This is a genomic window from Pseudomonas sp. C2.3V (assembly GCF_058536325.1).
This window is the reverse complement of record NZ_JBZUBN010000001.1, coordinates 3,930,104-3,951,045: the sequence shown is the minus strand read 5'-3', so window position 1 is coordinate 3,951,045 and position 20,942 is coordinate 3,930,104. Positions and strand designations below refer to the sequence as shown.

General features: G+C 56.2%; 20 protein-coding genes and 1 pseudogene. 9 read left to right on the top strand and 12 right to left on the bottom strand.

Going from position 1 to position 20,942, the window contains the following annotated elements:
• Positions 1-36: 36 nt before the first annotated feature.
• Positions 37-963, bottom strand: coding sequence for an AEC family transporter (locus AC4LF3_RS18685; RefSeq protein ID WP_312271198.1), 927 nt, complete (start codon positions 961-963; stop codon positions 37-39).
• Between the two features lie 225 nt (positions 964-1,188).
• On the opposite strand from AC4LF3_RS18685, the gene AC4LF3_RS18680 reads away from it, so the two are divergent.
• Genes AC4LF3_RS18680 through AC4LF3_RS18670 form a run of 3 tightly spaced genes read left to right on the top strand, consistent with a single transcriptional unit; the run spans position 1,189 to position 4,973 of the window.
• Positions 1,189-2,088: an SH3 domain-containing protein gene (locus AC4LF3_RS18680; RefSeq protein ID WP_434135154.1), complete on the top strand. Its 900-nt coding sequence runs from the start codon at positions 1,189-1,191 to the stop codon at positions 2,086-2,088.
• Between the two features lie 12 nt (positions 2,089-2,100).
• Entirely contained in the window at positions 2,101-3,966 is a 1,866-nt protein-coding gene (locus tag AC4LF3_RS18675) for a hypothetical protein (protein WP_491836147.1), read from the top strand.
• A complete protein-coding gene (locus AC4LF3_RS18670; RefSeq protein WP_150348493.1) occupies positions 3,966-4,973 on the top strand; it encodes a hypothetical protein in 1,008 nt (335 codons plus the stop codon). The genes AC4LF3_RS18675 and AC4LF3_RS18670 overlap by 1 nt, the downstream gene beginning before the upstream one ends.
• A 43-nt stretch (positions 4,974-5,016) precedes the next feature.
• Here the strand turns inward: AC4LF3_RS18670 and AC4LF3_RS18665 are convergent, their stop codons facing one another.
• From AC4LF3_RS18665 to AC4LF3_RS18645, 5 genes and pseudogenes are all read right to left on the bottom strand, one after another.
• Positions 5,017-6,996, bottom strand: a complete 1,980-nt coding sequence (locus tag AC4LF3_RS18665; RefSeq protein WP_491836337.1) for a DUF7844 domain-containing protein — start codon at positions 6,994-6,996, stop codon at positions 5,017-5,019.
• Positions 6,997-7,019: 23 nt separating this feature from the next.
• Positions 7,020-7,340 (bottom strand): DUF2388 domain-containing protein, encoded by a 321-nt coding sequence (locus AC4LF3_RS18660; RefSeq protein ID WP_010796121.1) that lies wholly within the window; start codon positions 7,338-7,340, stop codon positions 7,020-7,022.
• Positions 7,341-7,372: 32 nt separating this feature from the next.
• Positions 7,373-7,663 carry a DUF2388 domain-containing protein gene (locus AC4LF3_RS18655; RefSeq protein WP_372238900.1) on the bottom strand — a complete coding sequence of 97 codons (291 nt, stop codon included), beginning with the start codon at positions 7,661-7,663 and terminating at the stop codon, positions 7,373-7,375.
• Positions 7,664-7,758: 95 nt separating this feature from the next.
• On the bottom strand, positions 7,759-8,076 hold the full coding sequence (locus AC4LF3_RS18650; RefSeq protein ID WP_010796119.1) for a DUF2388 domain-containing protein: 318 nt from the start codon (positions 8,074-8,076) through the stop codon (positions 7,759-7,761).
• 47 nt (positions 8,077-8,123) lie between these two features.
• Positions 8,124-8,231: pseudogene (locus AC4LF3_RS18645) on the bottom strand (DUF1127 domain-containing protein); the annotation flags it as partial.
• A gap of 422 nt (positions 8,232-8,653) precedes the next feature.
• Between AC4LF3_RS18645 and argC the strand changes: the two are divergent.
• Positions 8,654-9,607, top strand: a complete 954-nt coding sequence (gene argC / locus AC4LF3_RS18640; RefSeq protein WP_074827114.1) for an N-acetyl-gamma-glutamyl-phosphate reductase — start codon at positions 8,654-8,656, stop codon at positions 9,605-9,607.
• A gap of 45 nt (positions 9,608-9,652) precedes the next feature.
• Here argC and AC4LF3_RS18635 read toward each other — a convergent pair whose 3' ends face one another.
• Both AC4LF3_RS18635 and AC4LF3_RS18630 read right to left on the bottom strand, forming a co-directional pair.
• Positions 9,653-10,966 (bottom strand): NAD(P)/FAD-dependent oxidoreductase, encoded by a 1,314-nt coding sequence (locus tag AC4LF3_RS18635; RefSeq protein ID WP_312271199.1) that lies wholly within the window; start codon positions 10,964-10,966, stop codon positions 9,653-9,655.
• An 84-nt stretch (positions 10,967-11,050) separates the two neighbouring features.
• On the bottom strand, positions 11,051-11,539 hold the full coding sequence (locus AC4LF3_RS18630) for an Lrp/AsnC ligand binding domain-containing protein (RefSeq protein WP_010796115.1): 489 nt from the start codon (positions 11,537-11,539) through the stop codon (positions 11,051-11,053).
• A gap of 157 nt (positions 11,540-11,696) precedes the next feature.
• Here AC4LF3_RS18630 and dadA point away from each other — a divergent pair, with 157 nt between their 5' ends.
• The 5 genes from dadA (at position 11,697) to AC4LF3_RS18605 (ending at position 15,640) form a co-directional block, all read left to right on the top strand.
• Positions 11,697-12,995, top strand: a complete 1,299-nt coding sequence (gene dadA, locus AC4LF3_RS18625; RefSeq protein ID WP_239383419.1) for a D-amino acid dehydrogenase — start codon at positions 11,697-11,699, stop codon at positions 12,993-12,995.
• Positions 12,970-13,323 (top strand): RidA family protein, encoded by a 354-nt coding sequence (locus AC4LF3_RS18620; protein ID WP_010796113.1) that lies wholly within the window; start codon positions 12,970-12,972, stop codon positions 13,321-13,323. Before dadA ends, AC4LF3_RS18620 begins: the two co-directional genes overlap by 26 nt.
• Positions 13,324-13,407: 84 nt before the next feature.
• Entirely contained in the window at positions 13,408-14,484 is a 1,077-nt protein-coding gene (gene alr / locus AC4LF3_RS18615) for an alanine racemase (RefSeq protein WP_434154172.1), read from the top strand.
• Between the two features lie 152 nt (positions 14,485-14,636).
• Positions 14,637-15,191: a cupin domain-containing protein gene (locus AC4LF3_RS18610; protein WP_010796111.1), complete on the top strand. Its 555-nt coding sequence runs from the start codon at positions 14,637-14,639 to the stop codon at positions 15,189-15,191.
• A 20-nt stretch (positions 15,192-15,211) separates the two neighbouring features.
• On the top strand, positions 15,212-15,640 hold the full coding sequence (locus AC4LF3_RS18605) for a c-type cytochrome (RefSeq protein WP_491836146.1): 429 nt from the start codon (positions 15,212-15,214) through the stop codon (positions 15,638-15,640).
• A gap of 50 nt (positions 15,641-15,690) precedes the next feature.
• On the opposite strand, the gene metK is transcribed toward AC4LF3_RS18605, so the two are convergent.
• The 4 genes from metK to AC4LF3_RS18585 all read right to left on the bottom strand — a co-directional run bounded on the left by metK (position 15,691) and on the right by AC4LF3_RS18585 (position 20,913).
• A complete protein-coding gene (gene metK / locus AC4LF3_RS18600; RefSeq protein ID WP_010796109.1) occupies positions 15,691-16,881 on the bottom strand; it encodes a methionine adenosyltransferase in 1,191 nt (396 codons plus the stop codon).
• 102 nt (positions 16,882-16,983) lie between these two features.
• Positions 16,984-17,967 carry an ArsR/SmtB family transcription factor gene (locus tag AC4LF3_RS18595; RefSeq protein ID WP_491836145.1) on the bottom strand — a complete coding sequence of 328 codons (984 nt, stop codon included), beginning with the start codon at positions 17,965-17,967 and terminating at the stop codon, positions 16,984-16,986.
• A gap of 101 nt (positions 17,968-18,068) precedes the next feature.
• Complete coding sequence (locus AC4LF3_RS18590; protein WP_491836144.1) at positions 18,069-19,547, bottom strand: aldehyde dehydrogenase family protein; 1,479 nt, start codon at positions 19,545-19,547, stop codon at positions 18,069-18,071.
• Between the two features lie 16 nt (positions 19,548-19,563).
• A complete protein-coding gene (locus tag AC4LF3_RS18585; RefSeq protein WP_491836143.1) occupies positions 19,564-20,913 on the bottom strand; it encodes an MFS transporter in 1,350 nt (449 codons plus the stop codon).
• Positions 20,914-20,942 lie beyond the last annotated feature (29 nt).

Below are 20,942 nucleotides of genomic sequence, written 5' to 3'. Positions count from 1 at the left end.
AACCCTTTGGATAATTGATCCTAACCGGGCAAGCTTTCATGAACCTTGCGGGAGGCTGCCCCCCAGCAGCGAAATCACCAGTGGTAATGTGAACGCAGCCACAAGTGTCTGCAATGTGATGACACCTGCCATGAGTGCACTGTCCCCGCCTAGCTGGCGGGTCAGTGCATAAGCGGTCGGTGCGGTAGGCAGCGAGAAAAACAGAACGAGCAGAAGCCTCTCATGAGGTGGCAGGCCTAGAAGGTAAGCGATCAACCCTGCCAGGAGAGGGCATGCCAGCAGGCGGAACAGTGTCATGGTGCCAATGGCTCGCCATTCGCCAGCGATCTGTTGAAGTTTCAGGGCGGCGCCTACGCAGAAAAGTCCTAGAGGCAAGCTGGTTGCTGCCAGAAGCCCCAGTAGCCGATCCGTGCCAAAGGGCAGCCCCCATCCCAGCAGATTCACCAACGCGCCTGCTGCGCAGGCCAGAATAAGGGGATTGCGTAGGACGGGTAATAACAACTCACCCAAGCGAGCGCCGCGCTCGGCTTTCAGTGCCCAAACCGACATGACATTTACGGTGGGTACCATTAGGGCCAGCAGTAACGCAGCCTGTCCCAGGCCCGATTTGCCCAACAGACTGCCTACGGTTGCTAGCCCCAGGTAGGTATTGAAGCGCAGGGTGCCCTGGGCAATGACGCCGAACCGCTCGGCAGGCCAGTGGTAAAAACGTCTAGCAAGCAACAGGGCAATCCATAAAGCACCCAGCCCCGTCAGGGCCGCCAGCGCCAGATGTGCCAGAGCGGGGTCATCAAGTGGTGCTGTAGCGAGATTGTTGAACAGAAGCGATGGAAAAAGAATGAAGTAATTGAGTCGATCCGCAGCTGGCCAAAAGGCCTCGCCAGGAAAGCCTTTTTGGCGCATCCAGTACCCTGCCACGATGAGGGCGAACAGCGGCCAGAGAGCAAGAAGAATCGTAGTCACGAGGGTGCCCGAAGCAGTAAAGGTAAATAACTTCTTATTTTTCTTTTCCCAATGCTCAGTCTATAACCACCAGACCGATTGTAAGCTAATAGATGTATAGCTCTTAAAATCAAGGCAAAATAGCAATCTTCTATAACGTCAGCCTAGTCTGTGCTTGGTATAACCTTGCCAGTCGTATGCATTCAAGCATGCGTATAGGGAATTCATTAAGACAAGGAGTCCGGCATGAAAAAGCCTCTCAAGAAATTTTCGGCTATTGGCTTGGCCTGTACGATGGGCATAGGAGCGGGTTGCGCCAACATGTCGCAAAACGAATGGCTCAATCAGGAAAACGTAGGTACGGTCCTCGGCGCGGCAGCAGGTGTGCTTGTCGGTAGCCAGGTTGGCAGTGGAAGCGGTAGAACAGCCGCCATGATTGCGGGTGCTCTGGCTGGGGGCGCTTTGGGCAAGTCGATCGGCTCCAAACTTGACCAGCGTGACCGTGAGGCCCTGGCTGCACAGACCCAAAGCGTTCTGGATAACACTCAGGATGGACAGATAACTACCTGGAGCTCCAGTCACAGTGGCGCTCAGGCCAAAATTGTACCGGTAAGCACTGAAAAACAGGAACGGCAAGTCTCCATCAAGCGCACGGCTAGCGTTAAGGCAGTGCCTAATATGGCGCTCCTTAACAAGCCTTACCAAGCTATCAAGTCCGCTAATATTCGGAATGCGCCTAATCAGGCTGCCGATAAGGTTGGGGGGCTGGCTACGGGCACAACATTTACTGCCATCGGACGAACTGACAATAACTGGATCATGGTGGGGCGCAAGGGCGTGAGCGTAGGCTATGTTTATGCGCCTCTGGTTGAGCCCATGAAAGCTCAGAAAAACCAGGTTGCAACGACTCAGGCCAAAACACCTGCCGCACCCGCAGTCGATCTGGATACCCTGGATGTAGCGAGCGCAAAACAGAAGGGCGTTGATCTGGATGCCATCGACCTGGATGCCGCGCCAATCGAAGAAAAACTGACGGCACAGACTACATGTCGTACCGTTAACTATTCGATTTCCAGTAAGTCAGGAAATGATCAACAGAGCGTTAAGGCCTGTCAGGCCGCGGATGGCGCTTGGGAATTGATCTGACAAGGATAAGTCATGAAACGCAGTGTTTTTCTGATGATAGCATTGGCTGCCAGCTTGGCTGCCAATGCTGATAGTCATCGCCTTGCCTATTCCAAAGCGGAAAACGTTGAGGTATTTATTGATCATGCTTCAAATCAAGCATGGTGTGCACCTAATCTTTCAATGCGCTTTGTCTATGGCACTACACCACAGACCGGTAGTGTTGAGCGTTTGATGCCCAAATTGGGCGGGCTCATTGCCAATCAGTGCGCAGACGCAGCGCATGTTCACTGGCAAGCGTTGGACGGACAGGGCAAAGTGTATTCTCAGGGTAACGCCGACAAGGCCAACGCTTGGGTTGTTGTCATGCCGGTAGCGACCCCTGCCGAAACGGCTCCCGTAGCACTTGACTCCTCGGTGGCCGAGCCTTCCACTATCCAACCGCAACCGCAACCGCAACCGCAACCGCAACCGCAACCGCAACCGCAACCGCAACCGCAACCGCAACCGCAACCGCAACCGCAACCGCAACCGCAACCGCAACCGCAACCGACAGAGCAGCTTGTACCGGAGCCGGCTCCCCAGAAAGCCACGTCGGCACCTGCGCCTACCTTTGAGGTATCCGGTTGGCACCCTGAAGTGGTTTCTGAGGGGACGGTAAAGGCCGACTTTTTGATGGAGTTTCGTGATCAGCAAGGCTGTGTGTTCCGCTTGCCGGTCAAGGGGGAGGTGGAGACTCAGTACCTGAGCGCGCAGTCGAATGGCGTAGGCTGTTCCTCCAGTGGTTTTGCGGAAGGGAAGGGCAAGCTGTTTCTAGTGCGTAGCGATGGCAAAAAGCAGAAGGAATTTAGCGGTATCTTCCATGAAGGCCTGCTGTTTAATCGTGCTGTGGAGGATTTGCCATTCATAGGGTTTGATAGTAACCAGGCGGCTCTCTATCTTTTGGACAGTGATGCTCAGAACAAGCTGTATGCGCTTTGGCAAATTCCGTATCACAGTTATTTAGGCGTCTGGAGCGCCCAGAGTCCTAGTGTTTTGATTGTTACCGAAAACCAGGAGTTGTTCAGGCAGCTGAATAGCATTCAGGCGGTCATTGATCGTATTACCCAGCGAGTCGAGCAATTAGGTATCAAGGGCGGCTCCTTTGACCTATTGGCAGTACGTGACCTGAAGAAAGCGACAGACGAGTCCCTGATATACAGTTCGAGTGACAACCAGAAGGACTATTGGCTGTATAAGACCACTCTCGGTTATAACAGCCGCGGCCAGTTCTGGCAGTTTGATCCTAATAACTCAACTAACTACCTGTTCCGTTGGGAAGAACGCCAAGCGCGTAAACAGGCAGAAATCGATGCTGAGCGCAAACGCGAGACGCAGCGTCGGTTGGAGCAGGACGGCTACGAAGCTCAGCGGCAGCTGGCAGATTACAGGGCGCTGCGTATTCAGGCTAAAGAGCAGCCTAAGGCGTTGTTGGCCCGACAGGTACGGGATGTGTCCTACCAGCCTACCGGTCATGGTGGCTACTACTCCATGATGCAGGGTCATGCTCAGGAGGTCAGTCTGATTGCCCATCTGGACAAGCAGTCCGGCGGTTTGTGGCGTATCGATTATCCCTACGAGGCTGAGCTGAGCGTACCGGCTGAGGCAACGGTGGCAGAGGGATGGTATCTGCTTCGCGGAAAGGAAAGCTTGAGCAGTGAAAAACAGGATAAGCAGGGTCTGCCCTTAACTCATGTCGAGGGTAGTACGCTCATGGCATGTGAAAGCAAGGGCTGCAGTGATCTACGTGATCCCGTCAAGCTGATGCGCTTGAAGTTGAACGACCCAGAGTGGTCTCCAGAAAAAGCACAGGAGACGGTTAATAAAGCGTGGCCGGGACGCCAGCAGGGAGATGAGTGATGTCAGGGATGCGTAACGTAAAGATAGCCGTGCCGGTTGCCTTGGCTATCGTTGTAGCAGGCATCGTGGGTTTGAAATCGCACAATGCCAAACGTGGCGAAGAGGTTATTCGTAACTGGCTCTTTGATCACGATATGCAGGATCAAGTCAGCTGGCGCTCTATTTCTGCCTCTCCGTTAGGTAGCTCTTACACACTGCACGATGTTGAACTTGCAGACGCTGGAGTGACTATCGGTGAGCTTGAGGTTAGCAACCTGTATGATCAGCGCGATCGTAGTAGCGCAGATATACGTTTCAGTGAGGTTGTTTCACGCGTTGATGAGGAAAGGCAGACAGGATTTATCTATCGCTCAGGTATCGCCGAGTTATTGAGCGGCAGTGGTCTGCATGAACTCAAGCCTTTTGACGGAAGACTGCACTGGGATTACCAACGGGAGTCTCAAACAGCAGTGGCTGATCTGGAGGCCGATCTGCCAGACATGTTGAGCGTCAAGATGTCGCTTGGTTTGAATCAGGCAGAAGACTTTGTTGATGCTTTCTCTGATGCGCCTCATAAGGGCAGTTTTTTATCCTCTCCCTCAAGCGTGATGTTCGCGCTGCTTACCTTGTTAAGTGACAAGGGGGCCAGCCGAGTAGAGCTTAGCCATCTGAATCTGGAGCTCAAGGACAGTGGCTACTTCAAGCGAAGTGCCATGTTGACCAAGCGCTATAATTTTGTTCCAGATCCTCAATCCAGCGACTGGGAGGCTGATCGTGAGGCGGCCTTTAAAAAGTCAATGGAAGAGCAGGTTCGAACGTGTCAAAAGGAGTTCCGGGACGCAGGTAGTCAAGCCCGAGAGGGATGTGATGCGTACATAGGGCTTCTGACCGCTCAAAACAAAGGCCTTAGCGTCTCGCTTGAGCCCAAAGAGCGGGTTCGTCTTACCGAGGTCATTCAAGGGCTCGACCATAACAAGCGCTTAGGCCGGTTAGCAGAGCGTACGAACTTCAAAATCGATACGCTGTAAAAAGAGATAGGGGTTGTCCTCTGGTAAAGCCAACCCCTATTTTTCAAGGTAGCTCCAGTCCTCCCGAAGCCTTGTGCAAGGCTCTCAGGTGATCACCCAACTGCTTGAGGTTGGCTTCGGTGTCATCAAGGCCGTTTTGGATCTTGCTGTCCAGTAGAGAACGCACTTCCGTATTGAGGGTTTCGCGCAGGCTGAGCAGATGCGCTTGGCGACGCTGACTCTCGGCAGTCAGCTTTTCCCACTCGCCCGGCTGAGGAAGGCCGTAGCCGCCTGCTCCCAGCAGCTCTGACGGACGGCTGAGGTAGCCGCTATCGGCCAGCAGTTGCTGCAGCGCATCGCCCGCCTTGCTGAAGCGAGCCTTCTCCTGAACGCCATTCTGGCCCAGGTAGCGATCCTTGAGCTCATTCTGGGCGCGGAGCAGCTCGCGTCTGAGCGCCGCCTGTTCCAATAACAGCAACGCGGCACTGGCACGCAGGTCGGCTCGGTCGAACCATTCGCGGCGCTGCCGTGGCTCCAGCTCAAGCCAGTCTTCGACTTTCTGCTGAGGTAGGTTAAGCCGATCACGAGCAACCGTGAACATGGATTGGAAGCGGTCCCGGAAGGAGTCGAATCGATAACCCAGGCGCAAGGCTTCACGTTGATCGTTCAATACGGAGGTATCGGCAACGCTCTCTATCCGCAGGGCGTCCAGCAGGCCGATTGGCGTAATGCTGTCGAGCGGAGTCTGTTGCAGACGCGGTACGCTGTCATGCAGGAGCTTGAAGGTCTCGACGGCACAGTTATTAGAGACAAAGTAATAATGCCCGTCATAACCCCAGTGGGTTTGAGCGGTCCGCTCCAGGAGATCGGCGATTTCCTGACGGCTGAGTTTGAGCGGAACGGATTGCAAGCCGCGCAGCTCGATCTTGGTGTATTCCTCGACTACCTGGGCCAGCGGAAGCACGAACAACCGGGAAGGATAGGAACCGGTCAAGCCATCCCAATTGGAGATCTGTACATCGTTGACGAAGGCTCGGAACGACAGCACAAGATGCTCCTGCAAGTCCAGGCGACAGTCGGAGCCACGCGGACGTCCGGGGGCGCACACGACAAGGCGCAGCATGCTGTGTCCCCAGCGGCTCATGACATGCTCGTTACCCTCGGCGAACAGATAGTCCACCTCGTAGACGCGCTCAGGATCAAGCCAGCCTAGCGGGGTCTTGCCAAAGTCACTGCCCGCGTTCAGGTAGGGCAGTTTACTGGAGCATGTCTCTTGTTGAGGTGGAGACCAACCAAAGTGCTCGGTGAAATAGCGCGCCAGGGCCGGGCGACGGCAAGCGTAGCTGGGATCCAGCAGGAAGTACTCCATGTTCACTGCTACGAACTCACGAGGGTTGGTCACCTCGTAGATATCGGGGCTGCGTGCAATGAAATTGTTGCGAGTTTCGCGGGCGCCATGCTTTTTGACCTTGACCTGCCAGCCAGCCAGATCCAGCAGGCGGGGATCATCGGACAAGGTGTAGCGGCGACCGGCCTGACCTTGGCAATGGATAGGTAGGTCAGCGGACTTGGTTGAGGAGGCCAAGGTACTACAGGCGATTATTTCCTTGCGCTCAGCTGGAGTCCAGGCCCGCTCCCGGTCATAAAAATGAGTAAGCTCATGCAGAACGGTCGCCAGCATTTCTTCTCGCTGGGTGCCATGGGGGCGACCGGTTTGAATATGAGCATCGCTGCCGTCAGTCAATGCCGGTAGCAGGCGCTCATTGAGCAGCAGGGTACGACGGTCTGCGCGACCGTATGCCTGCGGCTCAAGATCTTGGCTCCAACGGACGGAGATATCCTCATCCAATGCTTGCTTGAAGCGGGGAGGCAGCTTGCCTAGTGCCTCGTTGAGTAACTGCTGGGTGGCCTGGGCCTGCTCTGGCGACAATGAGTGGTCGTCCAGATGCAGGCTCAGCGTCGCGTGAGCGTTACCGGCCCCTAGCCAGGCGATAAACGCGGTGCAGAGAAGGCTTGGTCTGGCGAGGCGGCCGAGCTTTCCCAGGAGCGCTCGGCGAAGGGCAGGTTTCACAGTGCAAGGATCGCCTGGGCAAGTTCGGTATCACTGGCCTGGCGTGCTTCCGGCAGACGCTCACGCAGGGTCATGAAGGCCGCTTCCAATTGAGCGCCTCGGATGTCTCCATCGGATGCAACGAAGCTGGCCGCATCGCCACGGGCTTCCTGCACCACTTTCATGTCACGGATGGAGGTCGTGGTATCGGAAGTGAAATCGATACTGCGATCCAGCGCACGCACGATGATGTTGCTGGTCGCCACAACGGTATGAGCGTGCGCGGCGCTGGACGTACCCAGAACTAGCGCGGCTGCAAGAAATAAGGAACGACGCATGGAAAATCTCCTGAACGGAACGGTAAAGCAGCTTATTGAGCGAGGATGGCCTCAGCCAGTTCCTCATCGCTGGCGGTCAGCGTTGGATTATGTGAACGCAGCCAACGTAAGGCGGATTCAAGCTCAACGCTACGCTGAGCCCCGCCGCTGGCAACAAATAATGCCGCATCGTCACGTGCATCACGTACTACTTTGTTATCGAACGGAGCGGACGTCACCTTGCTGGTGACATAGAGGCTGCGAACAATAAATCCTGTAGTGGGATCGAACGCGAAGGCGGGCGTGGTCGTAACGGCAATGCCTAGAATGAATAGATAACGCAGGCGCATAGGCAGGTAGGGTAACTCTTTCAAGAAAAACTACAGGCCAAGGCTAACGGAACGGCACCGCTGACACCAGCGGTGCCGTTCCGATGGACTTACAACGTGAGAATGGCCTGGGCCAGCTGAGCGTCGCTTGCCTCGAGCTGCGGTTGCAGGGCACGGATACGATCCAGGGCCGCTTCCAGGCGTACGCCGCGAATGCCGCCTTCGGTAGCCACAAAACTGGCGGCATCGTCACGTGCAGCCAGGACGATCTTGTCGTCACGAATGGAATGGGTGATACCGGATGTGGCGTCGGACGTCGCATCAATGGCGTCGACGATCATGTCGGTGGTCACAAAGAAACTGGATGCTGACGCAGCAGTAGACAGGCTGAGCAGGGCAGCAGCGCCCAGCAGGTGCAAACGGGTCATGAATCTCTCCTGAACAATAAGGCGCGGTATGTACCGTCCTTACAAGACTAGCGCCAGAACGGCTTGTTCAGCTCGCATTGTTGCTCAGTTTTGGTCAGACCGATGTCCGCTAGTTCACGGTCGTTCAAAAAAGCCAGCTGTCTTCGCGTTTTGGCGTTCTGCTGCTATTTCTGCAGCATACAGTAGACGGCGCGTAATACACCCAGGGCACAGCGTGCCAGCCAATGACAACCATGAACAGACAAATGGATTGATCTGAGAGAAGGCAGCGCAGATAGATCTCGCATGGCAATATCCAGGTTCAGGACGGCATTTTACTGTGGCTTCAACCACCAGTGTTCTCCAGACACAACATGTTGAAATGAAGGAGGTACAGCCTCGTGACGCAGCCTGCTGTACCGGTAAAAAGCTCACCCGGCAGGGCAATGAAGCGTGCTGATCCGATCATCAGGCCGATAACTGTTTGGCAATAGGGCTGCGTCAAACAGTAGGGTCTGGCTACAATGCATGTTCCATTGCGGCTGTTAGGTCCGTTTCATACAACGCCTGGCCGGCGCGTTTTGCATGAGGGCAAGTCATGACGTTCAAAGTATTCGTTGACGGGCAGGAAGGCACCACAGGGTTGCGTCTGCTCGATTATCTGTCCGGCCGCGATGACATCGAGCTGCTACGTATCGCCGATGACAAGCGTAAGGATCCAGCCGAGCGTGCTCGTTTCCTCAACGCAGCGGATGTAGCCTTTCTGTGTCTGCCCGATGCTGCGTCTCGCGAAGCCGTGGCGCTGGTAGATAACCCCAACACCTGCATCATCGATGCAAGCACGGCGTTTCGTACCGATAGCAGCTGGACCTATGGCCTGCCTGAGCTGGCCGCTGGACAGCGTGAAAAAATCCGTACCAGCAAGCGCATTGCCAATCCCGGCTGCCACGCCACGGCATTTATCCTGCTGGTTCGCCCTCTGGTGGAGGCTGGTCTTCTACCGCCTGATTATCCACTGTCGGCTTTTTCCCTCACGGGGTACAGCGGTGGTGGCAAGAAGATGATTGCCGATTACGAGGCTGGGAATGAGCCCAAGCTGGCCAGTCCACGGCCATACGGCATGACCCAGGGGCATAAGCACCTCCCTGAGATGCAGGTGCAGAGTCGTATTGATGAGGCGCCCGTATTCAGTCCAATTGTGGGCAGTTTCCTGAAGGGGCTTGCCGTGACGATTCCTCTGCATGTCAAGCACCTGGCCCAAGGCGCCAATGCCGAGGCGATCCAGGCGGCATACGCCAGGCATTACGCGGGCGAGCAGTTCATTCGCGTCATGCCGGTTGAGGATGCCGGCAATCTTGACGAGGGATTCTTCGATGTACAGGGCTGCAACGATACCAACCGCGCCGACCTGTTCGTGTTCGGAAATGAGGAGCGTCTGACCCTGGTGGCTCGTCTGGATAATCTAGGCAAAGGGGCTGCAGGCGCAGCGGTTCAATGCATGAACATCCACATTGGCGCAGACGAAGCAACCAGCCTGAACACTGGTCTGTAAACGCTTTGTGTTCAAAAAGCCGCGCCGGGTAACTGCCGCGGCTTTTTAGTGGAAGGCATCTTTCAGGCGATACCAGAGCATACCCAAGGCAAGCAGAGGAGAGCGGAAGCGTTGCCCTCCTGGAAACGTGGCGTGAGGAACGCTGTTGAACAGGTCGAACCCTTTCGACTGGGCAGCAATGGCTTCCGCGAGCAAATGGCCTGCCAGGTGCGTGGCGTTCAGCCCATGGCCGGCATAAGCTTGGGCATAAAAAACGTTGGGATGATCCTTGAGACGGCCGATTTGTGGAAGCCGGTTGGCCCCGATTCCAATCATGCCGCCCCACTGAAAATCGATGGTGACCCGATCGAGTTGAGGAAACACCTTCAGCATTTTGGGGCGCATGTAGCCTGCTATGTCCTTCGGGTCACGGCCTGAATAGTGGCAGGCGCCTCCGAACAACAATCGGCGATCACGTGAGAGTCGAAAATAATCGACAGTAATCTGCTGATCGCACGCGGCTCGATTATGGGGCAGGATTTCCTCGGCCAACGCTTCGGGAAGTGGCTCAGTTGCAATGATGTAGCTGCCTGCCGGAAGCACCTTCCCGGAGAGGGCCGGTTCCAGATCCTTGAGATAGGCGTTGCAACAGAGGACCAGCGTTTCGGCTCGCACCTGACCTCGCGCAGTGTGAACGCATACTTCCGACCCATACTCGATGTGAGTGACCGCAGATTGCTCATACAGACGCACCCCCAGTGACTGGGCGGCGGCGGCCTCGCCCAAGGCAAGGTTCAACGGGTGCAGGTGACCGGAGCCGGAGTCTATGAGCGCACCCAGGTACCGCTCCGAACCCACTACGGAGCGGATTCTGTCGCGTGCAACGAGCTGAACCGCATGGGGATAGCCTAGTTGATGCAACTCCTCCAGTTCGGCCTGGAAATCTTCCAGGTGACGCGGTTTCAGGGCCAGGTCGCAGTAACCCCAGGTAAGGTCGCATTCGATGCCGTAGCGCTCGATACGTTGGCGTACCAGGTTTACCGCTTCAAACCCCATCTGCTTGAATGCCTGTACGCCCTCATCCCCAACGACTGGGCGAAACTGCTCGACATCATGGCCAACGCCTCGGATCAGCTGTCCGCCGTTACGCCCGCTAGCACCCCAGCCGATCCGGTGGGCCTCTAGCAGTACAACCGAGTACCCACGTTCTGCTAGCTCAATAGCCGTATTGAGCCCGGAGAGCCCGCCACCTACTACGCAGACATCTGCCCGAATCTCACCCTTGAGCGGGGCGAACTGCAGCGCTCGGTTAACCGTTGCCGCGTAGTAAGACGAAGCATGTGCGTGTGGGTCAGTGGATGAATGGGTCGTTGCATCCATGAAAGACAATCCTGGCGAAGCGTTGAGGTCGGACAATAAACGTTTGTAGGCGCCTGCGCCAAGCCAGGGAAGTGCAGACCTGGCTCAGTCCGGTACGGGAAGCGTCAGGGACTCCTTGACCTCTTCCATCACGATATAGCTCTTCGACTCCCGCACATGGGGCAGTTTGAGCAGGATGTCGCCCAAAAGCTTACGATAGGAGGCCATCTCTGAAATGCGCGCCTTGACCAGATAGTCGAATGCGCCGGAAACCAGATGACACTCTAGAACGTGAGGCAGCTTCAGGACGGAGCGGCGGAACTCCTCAAAGATATCACCCGATTTATAATCTAGACTGATCTCGACGAAGACCAGCAGGCTGGCCTTGAGATGCTGCGGATTCAGGCGCGCCGAGTAGCCCAGTATCACGCCTTCCCGCTCCAGCCGGCGTACCCGCTCCGTGCAGGGTGTCGTGGACAGGCCGACTCGCTCGCCCAGCTCGGTGAACGAGATGCGGCCGTCCTCCTGCAGGATACGCAGGATGTTACGATCGATCTTGTCGAGCTCGCGTCTCGCTTGGTGCTGGGTTCGCATACCTGGGCGTCTCCAAAAATAGTGTCTTAACCGAAGAATTACACCAAATATAGCCTTTCATTTAGTGAATACCACTGCTTAAGGCTTTTTATACTTTTCATATCTGCCTCAGATTTTATGAAACGTAGGCGATTCTTCGCGGCGAGGAGACACAGTTATGCGAGTACTGGTGCTTGGCAGTGGTGTAATCGGTACCGTCAGTGCCTATTACCTGGCGCGGGCCGGTTTTGAAGTGGTGGTGGTGGACCGCCAGGAAGGCCCTGCGCTGGAAACCAGCTTTGCCAACGCAGGTCAGGTATCTCCTGGCTATGCCTCGCCGTGGGCGGCTCCTGGCGTGCCCCTCAAGGCCATCAAATGGCTGGTGACTCAGCATGCGCCTCTGGCGATCAGGCCGACCGGCGATATTCATCAGTACCTCTGGATGGCTCAGATGCTGCGCAACTGCACGGCCGAGCGCTATGCGATCAACAAGGAACGCATGGTGCGGTTGTCCGAGTACAGTCGCGACTGTCTGGATGAGCTGCGTGCCGAAACGGGTATTGCCTACGAAGGACGCCAGTTAGGGACGACTCAGGTATTCCGAACGCAGCAGCAGGTCGATGCCGCTGCCAAGGATATCGCTGTGCTGGAACGTTCCGGCGTACCCTATGAGCTGCTGGATCGCGACGGTATCGCCCGCGCCGAGCCTGCGCTCGCCCATGTCAAGGACAAGCTGGCTGGTGCGCTGCGGTTGCCGAATGACCAGACAGGTGACTGCTTCCTCTTTACCAATCGCCTCGCCGAGCTGGCGCGTCAGTTGGGTGTGGAATTCCGCTTTGGTCAGAAGATCGAACGGCTCGAAGCGGTAGGAGATCGTCTCAATGGCGTCTGGATTGACGGTCAGCTGGTAACAGCCGATCACTATGTCCTGGCATTGGGTAGCTACTCACCTCAGCTGTTGGCACCCATTGGCATCAAGGCACCGGTATACCCGCTCAAGGGGTATTCGCTTACCGTGCCGATCACCAATGGCGATATGGCCCCTACGTCCACGATTCTTGATGAAACCTACAAAGTGGCGCTGACGCGTTTCGATAACCGTATCCGTGTAGGTGGCATGGCGGAAATATCGGGTTATGACCTTTCGCTTAACCCCCGCCGCCGCGAGACCCTGGAGATGATCGTAAACGACCTGTACCCGCAGGGAGGGGATCTGCAGGCGGCAACTTTCTGGACTGGACTACGGCCCACCACACCGGATGGTACTCCGATCGTAGGCGCTACCCGTTATCGCAACCTGTTTCTGAACACCGGTCACGGTACACTGGGCTGGACCATGGCCTGCGGCTCCGGACGTTTCCTGGCGGATGTCATCGGTAGGAAACGTCCACAGATCAGCGCCGAAGGCCTTGATATTTCTCGCTACAGCGACTCCAAGGAGACCCGTAAGAATGGCCATCCAGCGCCTGCACACTAATCGCCGCATGAGTGAAATCGTTGTTCACAACGGTACTGTTTATCTGGCCGGTCAGGTCGGTGAAGACCTGAACTCCGGTGTGGAACAACAGACTCGTGAGACCCTGGCCAACATCGAGCGTCTACTCAAGGAAGCCGGTACGGACACTCACCATATTCTGTCCGTTACGGTTTATCTGAAAGATATCGACGCCCACTTTGCCGGCATGAACAGTGTCTGGGACGAATGGCTGCCTGAAGGTGTAGCGCCTGCCCGGGCAACTGTGGAAGCCAAACTCTGTGAACCGGAAATTCTGGTCGAAATGAGTGTGGTGGCTGCGCTACCGTAAATAAAGAACCAAAGAGCCCGGCGCCTGCCGGGTTTTTTATACGTCCTGTCTTTTCATTACCCGCCTGTTTTCTGAGAGATAACCATGCGCCCCGCCCGTGCCTTGATCGACCTTAACGCCTTACGCCAGAACTATCGGCTTGCTCGTGAACTCAGTAACGGGGCAAGGGCGCTGGCTGTTGTCAAGGCGGATGCCTACGGACATGGTGCTGTTCGATGTGCGCAGGCACTGATGAATGAGGCGGATGGTTTCGCGGTTGCCTGTATCGAAGAAGCGCTGGAGCTGCGCGAAGCCGGTATCAAGGCACCGATACTTCTGCTGGAAGGATTTTTCGAAGCCAGCGAGCTGGAATTGATCGCTCGCCACAATCTGTGGTGCGTCATCCATTCGCCCTGGCAAATCGAGGCGCTTGAACGTACTGCTCTATCAGGGCTTATCCGTGTCTGGCTGAAGCTGGACTCCGGCATGCACCGGGTAGGGTTCTTTCCTGAGGATTACGCAGCAGCCTATAAGCGGATCAAGGCGACAGGCAAGGTTGACGAAGTTGTGAAAATGACGCATTTCGCCCGTGCCGATGAGCTGGATTGCTCAGCCACCATCGGTCAGCTCAAGACCTTTCAGCGGGCTACGGCCGGCCTAGAAGGCGCAACCAGTCTACGGAACTCGCCTGCTGTGCTCGGCTGGCCGGAAGTGCCCAGTGATTGGGTTCGCCCTGGCATCATGCTGTACGGCGCTACGCCGTTCGAAACCGAACAGCCTGTGGCCGACCAGCTACAGCCGGTCATGACGCTGGAGTCACGTATCATCAGTGTGCGTGAGCTATCGCCTGGCGAGCCGGTTGGGTATGGCGCACGCTTTGTTACCCGCCAGCCCTCCCGTATTGGTGTAGTCGCCATGGGCTACGCGGATGGTTATCCACGGCACGCGCCTGATGGCGCTCCTGTCATGATTGATGGCCATGCCTCTCGTCTTGTCGGTCGCGTATCGATGGACATGCTGACGGTTGATCTCACGGACCTGCCGCAAGCGGGGGTGGGAAGTCAGGTAGAGCTTTGGGGTAGGCAAGTATCCGCCAGTCAGCTGGCCGGTCTCTGTGGCTCGATCCCTTATCAGCTGTTTTGCAACCTGAAACGGGTTCCACGCCAATACATGGGTGAATAACCGTTAAACCACCGCGCTCGTCGGGTTGCGCAGGATTTTCCATCGTTCTGTTGTAAATACTGAACGCTGTTGCCATGATACGGCGCGCCCGGCGCTCTGCGGCGCCTGCCGTTCACCTCTGCCTGTCTGTCATGAGAAGGAGGACACCCCCCTTGGACGTCGGTGCTCGTCTACAAACCATTCGCAAACTCAAAGGTCTCTCACAACGCGAACTCGCCAAGCGGGCCGGTGTGACGAACAGCACCATCTCGATGATCGAGAAGAACAGTGTCAGTCCTTCCATCAGCTCGTTGAAAAAAGTCCTGAGCGGCATTCCCATGTCCCTGGTGGAGTTCTTTTCCATGGATCTGGCGGACGAGTCCGCTACTCAAGTGGTATACAAGGCCAGCGAGCTGATCGACATTTCCAGTGGCGCCAATACCGTCAGTATGCGGTTGATCGGTAAGGCACATCCCAGCCGCGCCATTGCCTTTCTCGACGAGACCTACCCGCCAGGCTCCGACACTGGCATGGATATGCTGGCTCATGAGGGGGAGGAAGCAGGACTGCTGATCGAAGGCCGTCTGGAGCTTACGGTTGGTGGAGAAACCTACCTGCTTGAATCAGGCGATAGTTATTATTTTGAAAGCAGCCGCCCGCATCGCTTCCGTAATCCATTTGATGAGCCGGCGCGTTTGATCAGCGCCACGACTCCGGCCAACTTCTAGCAGTGCTTAAAAAACCTGGTATGAACGCCCGAGACATCCTGGTATATGCCTTTATGCTGTTGATCTGGACGTTCTCTGCACAGGCCGAACAGGTAGACAGAGACGCCCTGGAGAAGCGGCTGGCGCCGATGGGCAAGGTTTGTATTCAAGGACAGGACTGCCTTGCAGAGTCCGGTAAGGGAAGCCATGAGCAAAAGCCTGCCGGAAAAGATCCCGCTCAGGTCATCGACCGCAGTTGCAGAAGTTGCCACGCCAGTGGGCTCCTGGGAGCGCCCAAAATAGGTGACAAAGCCAGCTGGGAGGTTCTGGCGAGCCAGAAAGGGGGAATGGATGGCCTGCTGCGCAACGCCATCAAAGGTGTAAACGCCATGCCGCCCAAAGGTGCCTGTTCTGACTGTACGAACGATGATCTACGCCGTGCAATCCAGATGATGTCCGGCCTCGAATAGGCACAAGAGAAACCCCACACCAGGCGGGGTTTCTCTTGTCGGTTGTAGCCTTACAGGCCAGCCGCCGCGCGCAGCGCTTCAGCCTTGTCTGTCTTCTCCCAGGTGAATGCAGTGAACGTATCTTCACCCACAGTCATCTCATAGGGAGTACGGCCGAAGTGGCCGTAAGCCGCTGTAGCACGATACATCGGGTGCAGCAGATCAAGCATTTTGGTGATTGCGTAGGGACGCAGGTCGAAATGCTCGCGAACCAGCTGAATGATCTTCTCGTCGCTCACCTTGCCAGTGCCAAAGGTGTTGATCGAGATGGACGTCGGTTGAGCCACGCCAATGGCGTAGGACACCTGAATCTCGCAGCGGTCAGCCAGGCCGGCGGCCACGATGTTCTTGGCAACATAACGACCCGCGTATGCTGCGGAACGGTCAACCTTGGACGGGTCCTTGCCGGAGAACGCGCCGCCGCCATGACGGGCCATGCCGCCGTAGGTGTCCACGATGATCTTGCGGCCGGTCAGGCCACAGTCACCCACTGGGCCGCCAATGATGAACTGGCCAGTCGGGTTGATGTGGAACTTGGTGTCCTTGTGCAGCAGTTCAGCCGGTATGACGTGCTTGATGATCAGCTCCATCACAGCTTCCTGCAGGTCTGTGTGCTTGACCTCGGGGTTGTGCTGGGTAGACAGGACGATTGCGTCGATACCTACAACCTTGTTGCCATCGTAACGGCAGGTCACCTGGGACTTGGCATCCGGACGCAGCCAAGGTAGCAGGCCTGACTTGCGAGCTTCGGCCTGGCGCTCGACCAGTGCGTGGGAGAAGCGGATCGGAGCAGGCATCAGCACGTCGGTTTCGTTACAGGCATAACCGAACATCAGGCCCTGATCACCTGCACCCTGGTCTTCCGGCTTGCTGCGGTCAACGCCTTGGGCGATGTCCACGGACTGCTTGCCGATAATGTTGACAATACCGCAGGTAGCGCCATCAAAACCGACGTCGGAGCTGTTGTAACCGATATCGACGATGACATCGCGAACCAGCTGCTCAAGGTCTACCCAGGCGGAGGTGGTCACTTCACCGGCAACGATGGCTACACCGGTCTTGACCAGTGTTTCGCAGGCTACACGGGCGTGTTTGTCTTCTGCGATGATGGCGTCGAGCACCGCATCGGAGATCTGGTCGGCGATTTTATCCGGATGTCCTTCAGACACGGACTCGGAGGTAAACAGGGAGTATTCGCTCATCTAACGGTTCCTATATACCGGTGGGTGAGGCGGCCCGAAGGCCATGTCTAAAACAGTCACTCTTGCGGATTGGACAGACAAGCTGCCCACCCTATGCATCGTCTACGAACCAGGACGGGCGAAATGCCTGATCTGGATCTGGAAGCCATTGCGTAAACCTATATAGAGGCTTTCGCCTGGCACAAGCCCTGCGGCAACGGCCCAACGGGCCAATTCCTCCTGATCGAACCCGAGCCAGAGATCGCCGCAGGCCGTCCGGGCCCAACTCTGGTCGTGGCTGCACAACTCTGTAATCAATAAACTGCCACCGGGACGGACCCAGTCCGCCAGATATTTCATGGCTTCAGCGGGTGCCGCAAAATGATGCAGCACCATGTTCAAGACCACGCAATCGGCGCTCAGCAAGGCATTGTCCAAGGCATCGGCCAATACCAGTGATACATTGTTCAATTGCTCGCGCTCACATCGCTGACACGCCAGCTCCAGCATGGCTGGGCTGTTATCAATCGCCGTGATCGACGTGAAGCGTCTTGCCAGTTCGGGCAGAAACCCTCCATCTCCAGGCCCGATCTCGATCGCTGTTGCCTCTGGCGAAAACGCCATCGTGTCCATCAGGGCCAGAAGGCTCTCCTGATACTGAGGCAATCCGGCAATCAAATCCTGCTGCGCCTGAAACTTGTCTGCCATCCTGGCGAAAAAATCCCGGCTGGCCTCGGCCCGCTGAGCATGTACAGCCTCAATACGTGCCTGCGCTTCAGCTGGCAACTGCAACCCGTCCACCTCTGCCAGCAGCGCTGCGTGCAGCGCGCCACCCAGGGTGTCCAGCCGGGGCAGGGCGCGACGGTAAAAGATCGCGTTGCCTTCCCGGCGTGTTGCCACCAGTCGCGCCTGTGACAGTACCTTCAGATGATGGCTCATTCCGGATTGCCCAGTATCGAAGATATGAGCCAGCTCCAGTACACCAAACGAATCGTTTGCCAAGGCACGTAACACATTCAGGCGCAGCGGATCACCGCCCGCCTTGCACAGCGCGGCCAGTTCGTCGCAGTCATCATGGCGAAATGTAGGCACGCGCAAATGGTTCATGGGTGCGCAGTCTAGTGGCCGCCGAGACCAGCTGCAAGAGAAGCATCAAAAAGTTTTGATATTGAAAGAGGCCGGTCATGGTGGCATGACCGGCCTACTGATCAGAAGGGATAGTGACGCGGGGCGTGCTGGATGGTGATCCAGTGGTCAGTCGTGAATTCGTCAATCGCCCAATCGCCATTGAACCGACCAATCCCGGAGTTCTTTTCACCTCCAAAGGGCGCATTGGTCTCATCACTGACGGAGATATCATTTACATGCGTCATGCCAGCCTTGATTTGCCTGGCAAACCGTACAGCTCGATCTGTATTGCCGCTGAAGACGGCGCTGGAAAGGCCGAATTCGCTGTCGTTTGCCAACTCAAGGGCATGGGCTTCGTCTCGGGCACGTAGAAGTCCAACGAGCGGGCCGAAAATTTCGTTGCGTGCAATATCCATGTCGCGTGTCACTTCGCCAAACACATAAGGTGACAAGAGCTGTCCATCGACATGGCCCTCAAGCAGCACTTTGGCACCTTCCTGGCGGGCCTGTTCGACTTTCTGTTGAAGCCCTTCCAACTGGCGCTTGTTGATAATCGGACCAATGACCGTTTCTGCACGCGAAGGGTCGCCTACCTTGAGTTGTCTGACGCGCTCTACAAAACGTGCAGCAAAGTCATCATAGACATCTTCCTCAACGATAATGCGGTTGACCGCCATGCAGATCTGACCTTGATGTAAAAATTTACCCATGACTGCTGCATTAACGGCCTGATTCAGGTCTGCGTCTGCCATAACGACGAAGGGGCTGTTCCCGCCCAGTTCTAAGGCAACATGTTTGAGATACTTGCCTCCTCCCGCTAGACGCGCAATGTTCTGGCCAACGGGTGTGGAGCCTGTAAAGGTGATGAGCCCTGGAATCGGATGTTCAACAAAAGCGTCACCAATCTCACTACCCGCCCCTACAACAACACTGAGGACACCAGAGGGAAGGCCGGCTTCCTCGAAAATACGAGCCAGCAACAGGCCTCCGCAGATCGGCGTATCGCTGGCCGGTTTGATCACCACGGCATTGCCTAGCGCCAATGCAGGTGCCAGGCTGCGTTGAGTCAGATGGAGCGGAAAATTCCATGGGCTTATCACACCGATGACGCCAATAGGCGAGCGATAAACGCGGCTTTCCTTGCCTGGCACGTCAGACTCGACGATACGTCCGTGTACACGTTTGGGGAATGAAGCCGCTTCCAGGGTAATACTGCGTGCTGAGCTCCACTCAATCTGAGCCTTCAAGCGAGTGCTGCCGGATTCCCGAATGATCCAGTCGATAATCTCTTCGCGGCGGCGATCGAAAATCTCGACCACCTTGAGCAGAACGGCTGCGCGTACAGAAGGTCCTTGGGCGGCCCATTCCTGTTGTGCCTGTGCTGCTTTTTGATAGGCCTCGTCAAGATCATCCCGGTTCGCCTGGGGAATGTTGACTAGAGTTTCGCCGTTGAACGGATCACTGACCATTAGCGTTTTGTCTGCGCGACCCTTGCGCCATTGCCCACCAAGGGGCTGCAGGTGAAAGTCGGTAAAGGCATTCGGTGTAGAATCGGTCATTCCGGTTTCCTTTCGTTCAAACGAGTTTTTTTACGGTAGGGCGAGCCTGCTTGTTTGCAGAGTAAGGGTTGTGGGACTGACCGTGAATGCAGCCAATAGCTATAGCCCCTATTAGTCCTGGCAATGCAAATGCCAGAAAATTCTGCTGGAATGGTAGGTTCAAGGCGAACAGGCTGCCCCCTAACAGCGGGCCGGCAATGGCTCCCAGACGACCAACTCCCGCCGCCCAGCCGACGCCCGTCGAGCGAATATGGGTGGGGTACAGTAAAGCAGCGAAGGCGTGAATGACCGCTAGACCACCAATAGTGGTTGCGCCTGCAACAAGAAGAAGCGCGTTGAGTAAGATGGGGCCGGGTTTCAAACCAAGTAAAGCCAAAGAGACCGCAGCCAGGGCAAAAAATAGGCAGAGTGTGCCACGTGCACCCCAACGGTCGGCCAGCCAGCCGCCAAATAGTGCACCAAGCGTGGCCCCTATATTCAGGGTTACCAGAAAAGATAGGCTTGACCCCAGCGGGTACCCTGCAGCCACCATCAGCTTGGGCAGCCAAGTATTAAGTCCATAGCTCATCAGCATGCACATTGCGAAGCCTACCCATAACAGCAGCGTGCATAGCGCCTGACGCCCCTCGAATAATTGCGGTAACCGAGCACGCTGCTGGGCTGCGGTTGGAGTATTCAGATTCAGTGGCATCCCGGGCTGGTAAGTTGGATCGAGTTTTCGCAGTAGCCCGTCCAGTTCATCACGACGATTTTTAAGCGCCAGGAACGCTACGGACTCCGGCAGATAACGCAGCATCAATGGAATGGCCAGAACAGGAAGGACCGCCACGTAAAACACCGATTGCCAGCCCCAGCGGGGAATAAGGACGATAGCAATCAAGGCTGACAGTACTGCGCCCACGGAATAAAAGCTTGACATGACGGTAACAGCCGTACTGCGCCGTGAGGCAGGCGCAAACTCACTGATCAGGTTGATCGAGCTAGGTACTAGCGCGCCCAAGGCAAGCCCAGTGACAAAACGGCAGGTGCCTAGCATCCACGGTGTCGTGGCATGGCCTGTCATGAAGGCCGCAGCACTGGCCAATAATGTGCAGGAGATGATCAGCTTTCGCCGACCCAGCCTATCGGCCAGTGGGGCAAGCAGCATTCCACCAAACATCATGCCGAACAGGGCACAGCTGCCCAGCGTACCGGCTTGTACAGGCGTTAAGGACCACTCCTGCATCAATCGCGGGACTACCGATCCATAAATCACCATGTCATAGCCATCAAACAACATGATGAAACAGCCCCAGCACAAAATCGTAAAGTGTGTGCGGTTCAAGCGTGCTTTGCCAATGACTTCGGCAACTGATGTCTGTTGCATATCCACCTCTTTTGTTTTTGTTGTGGGTG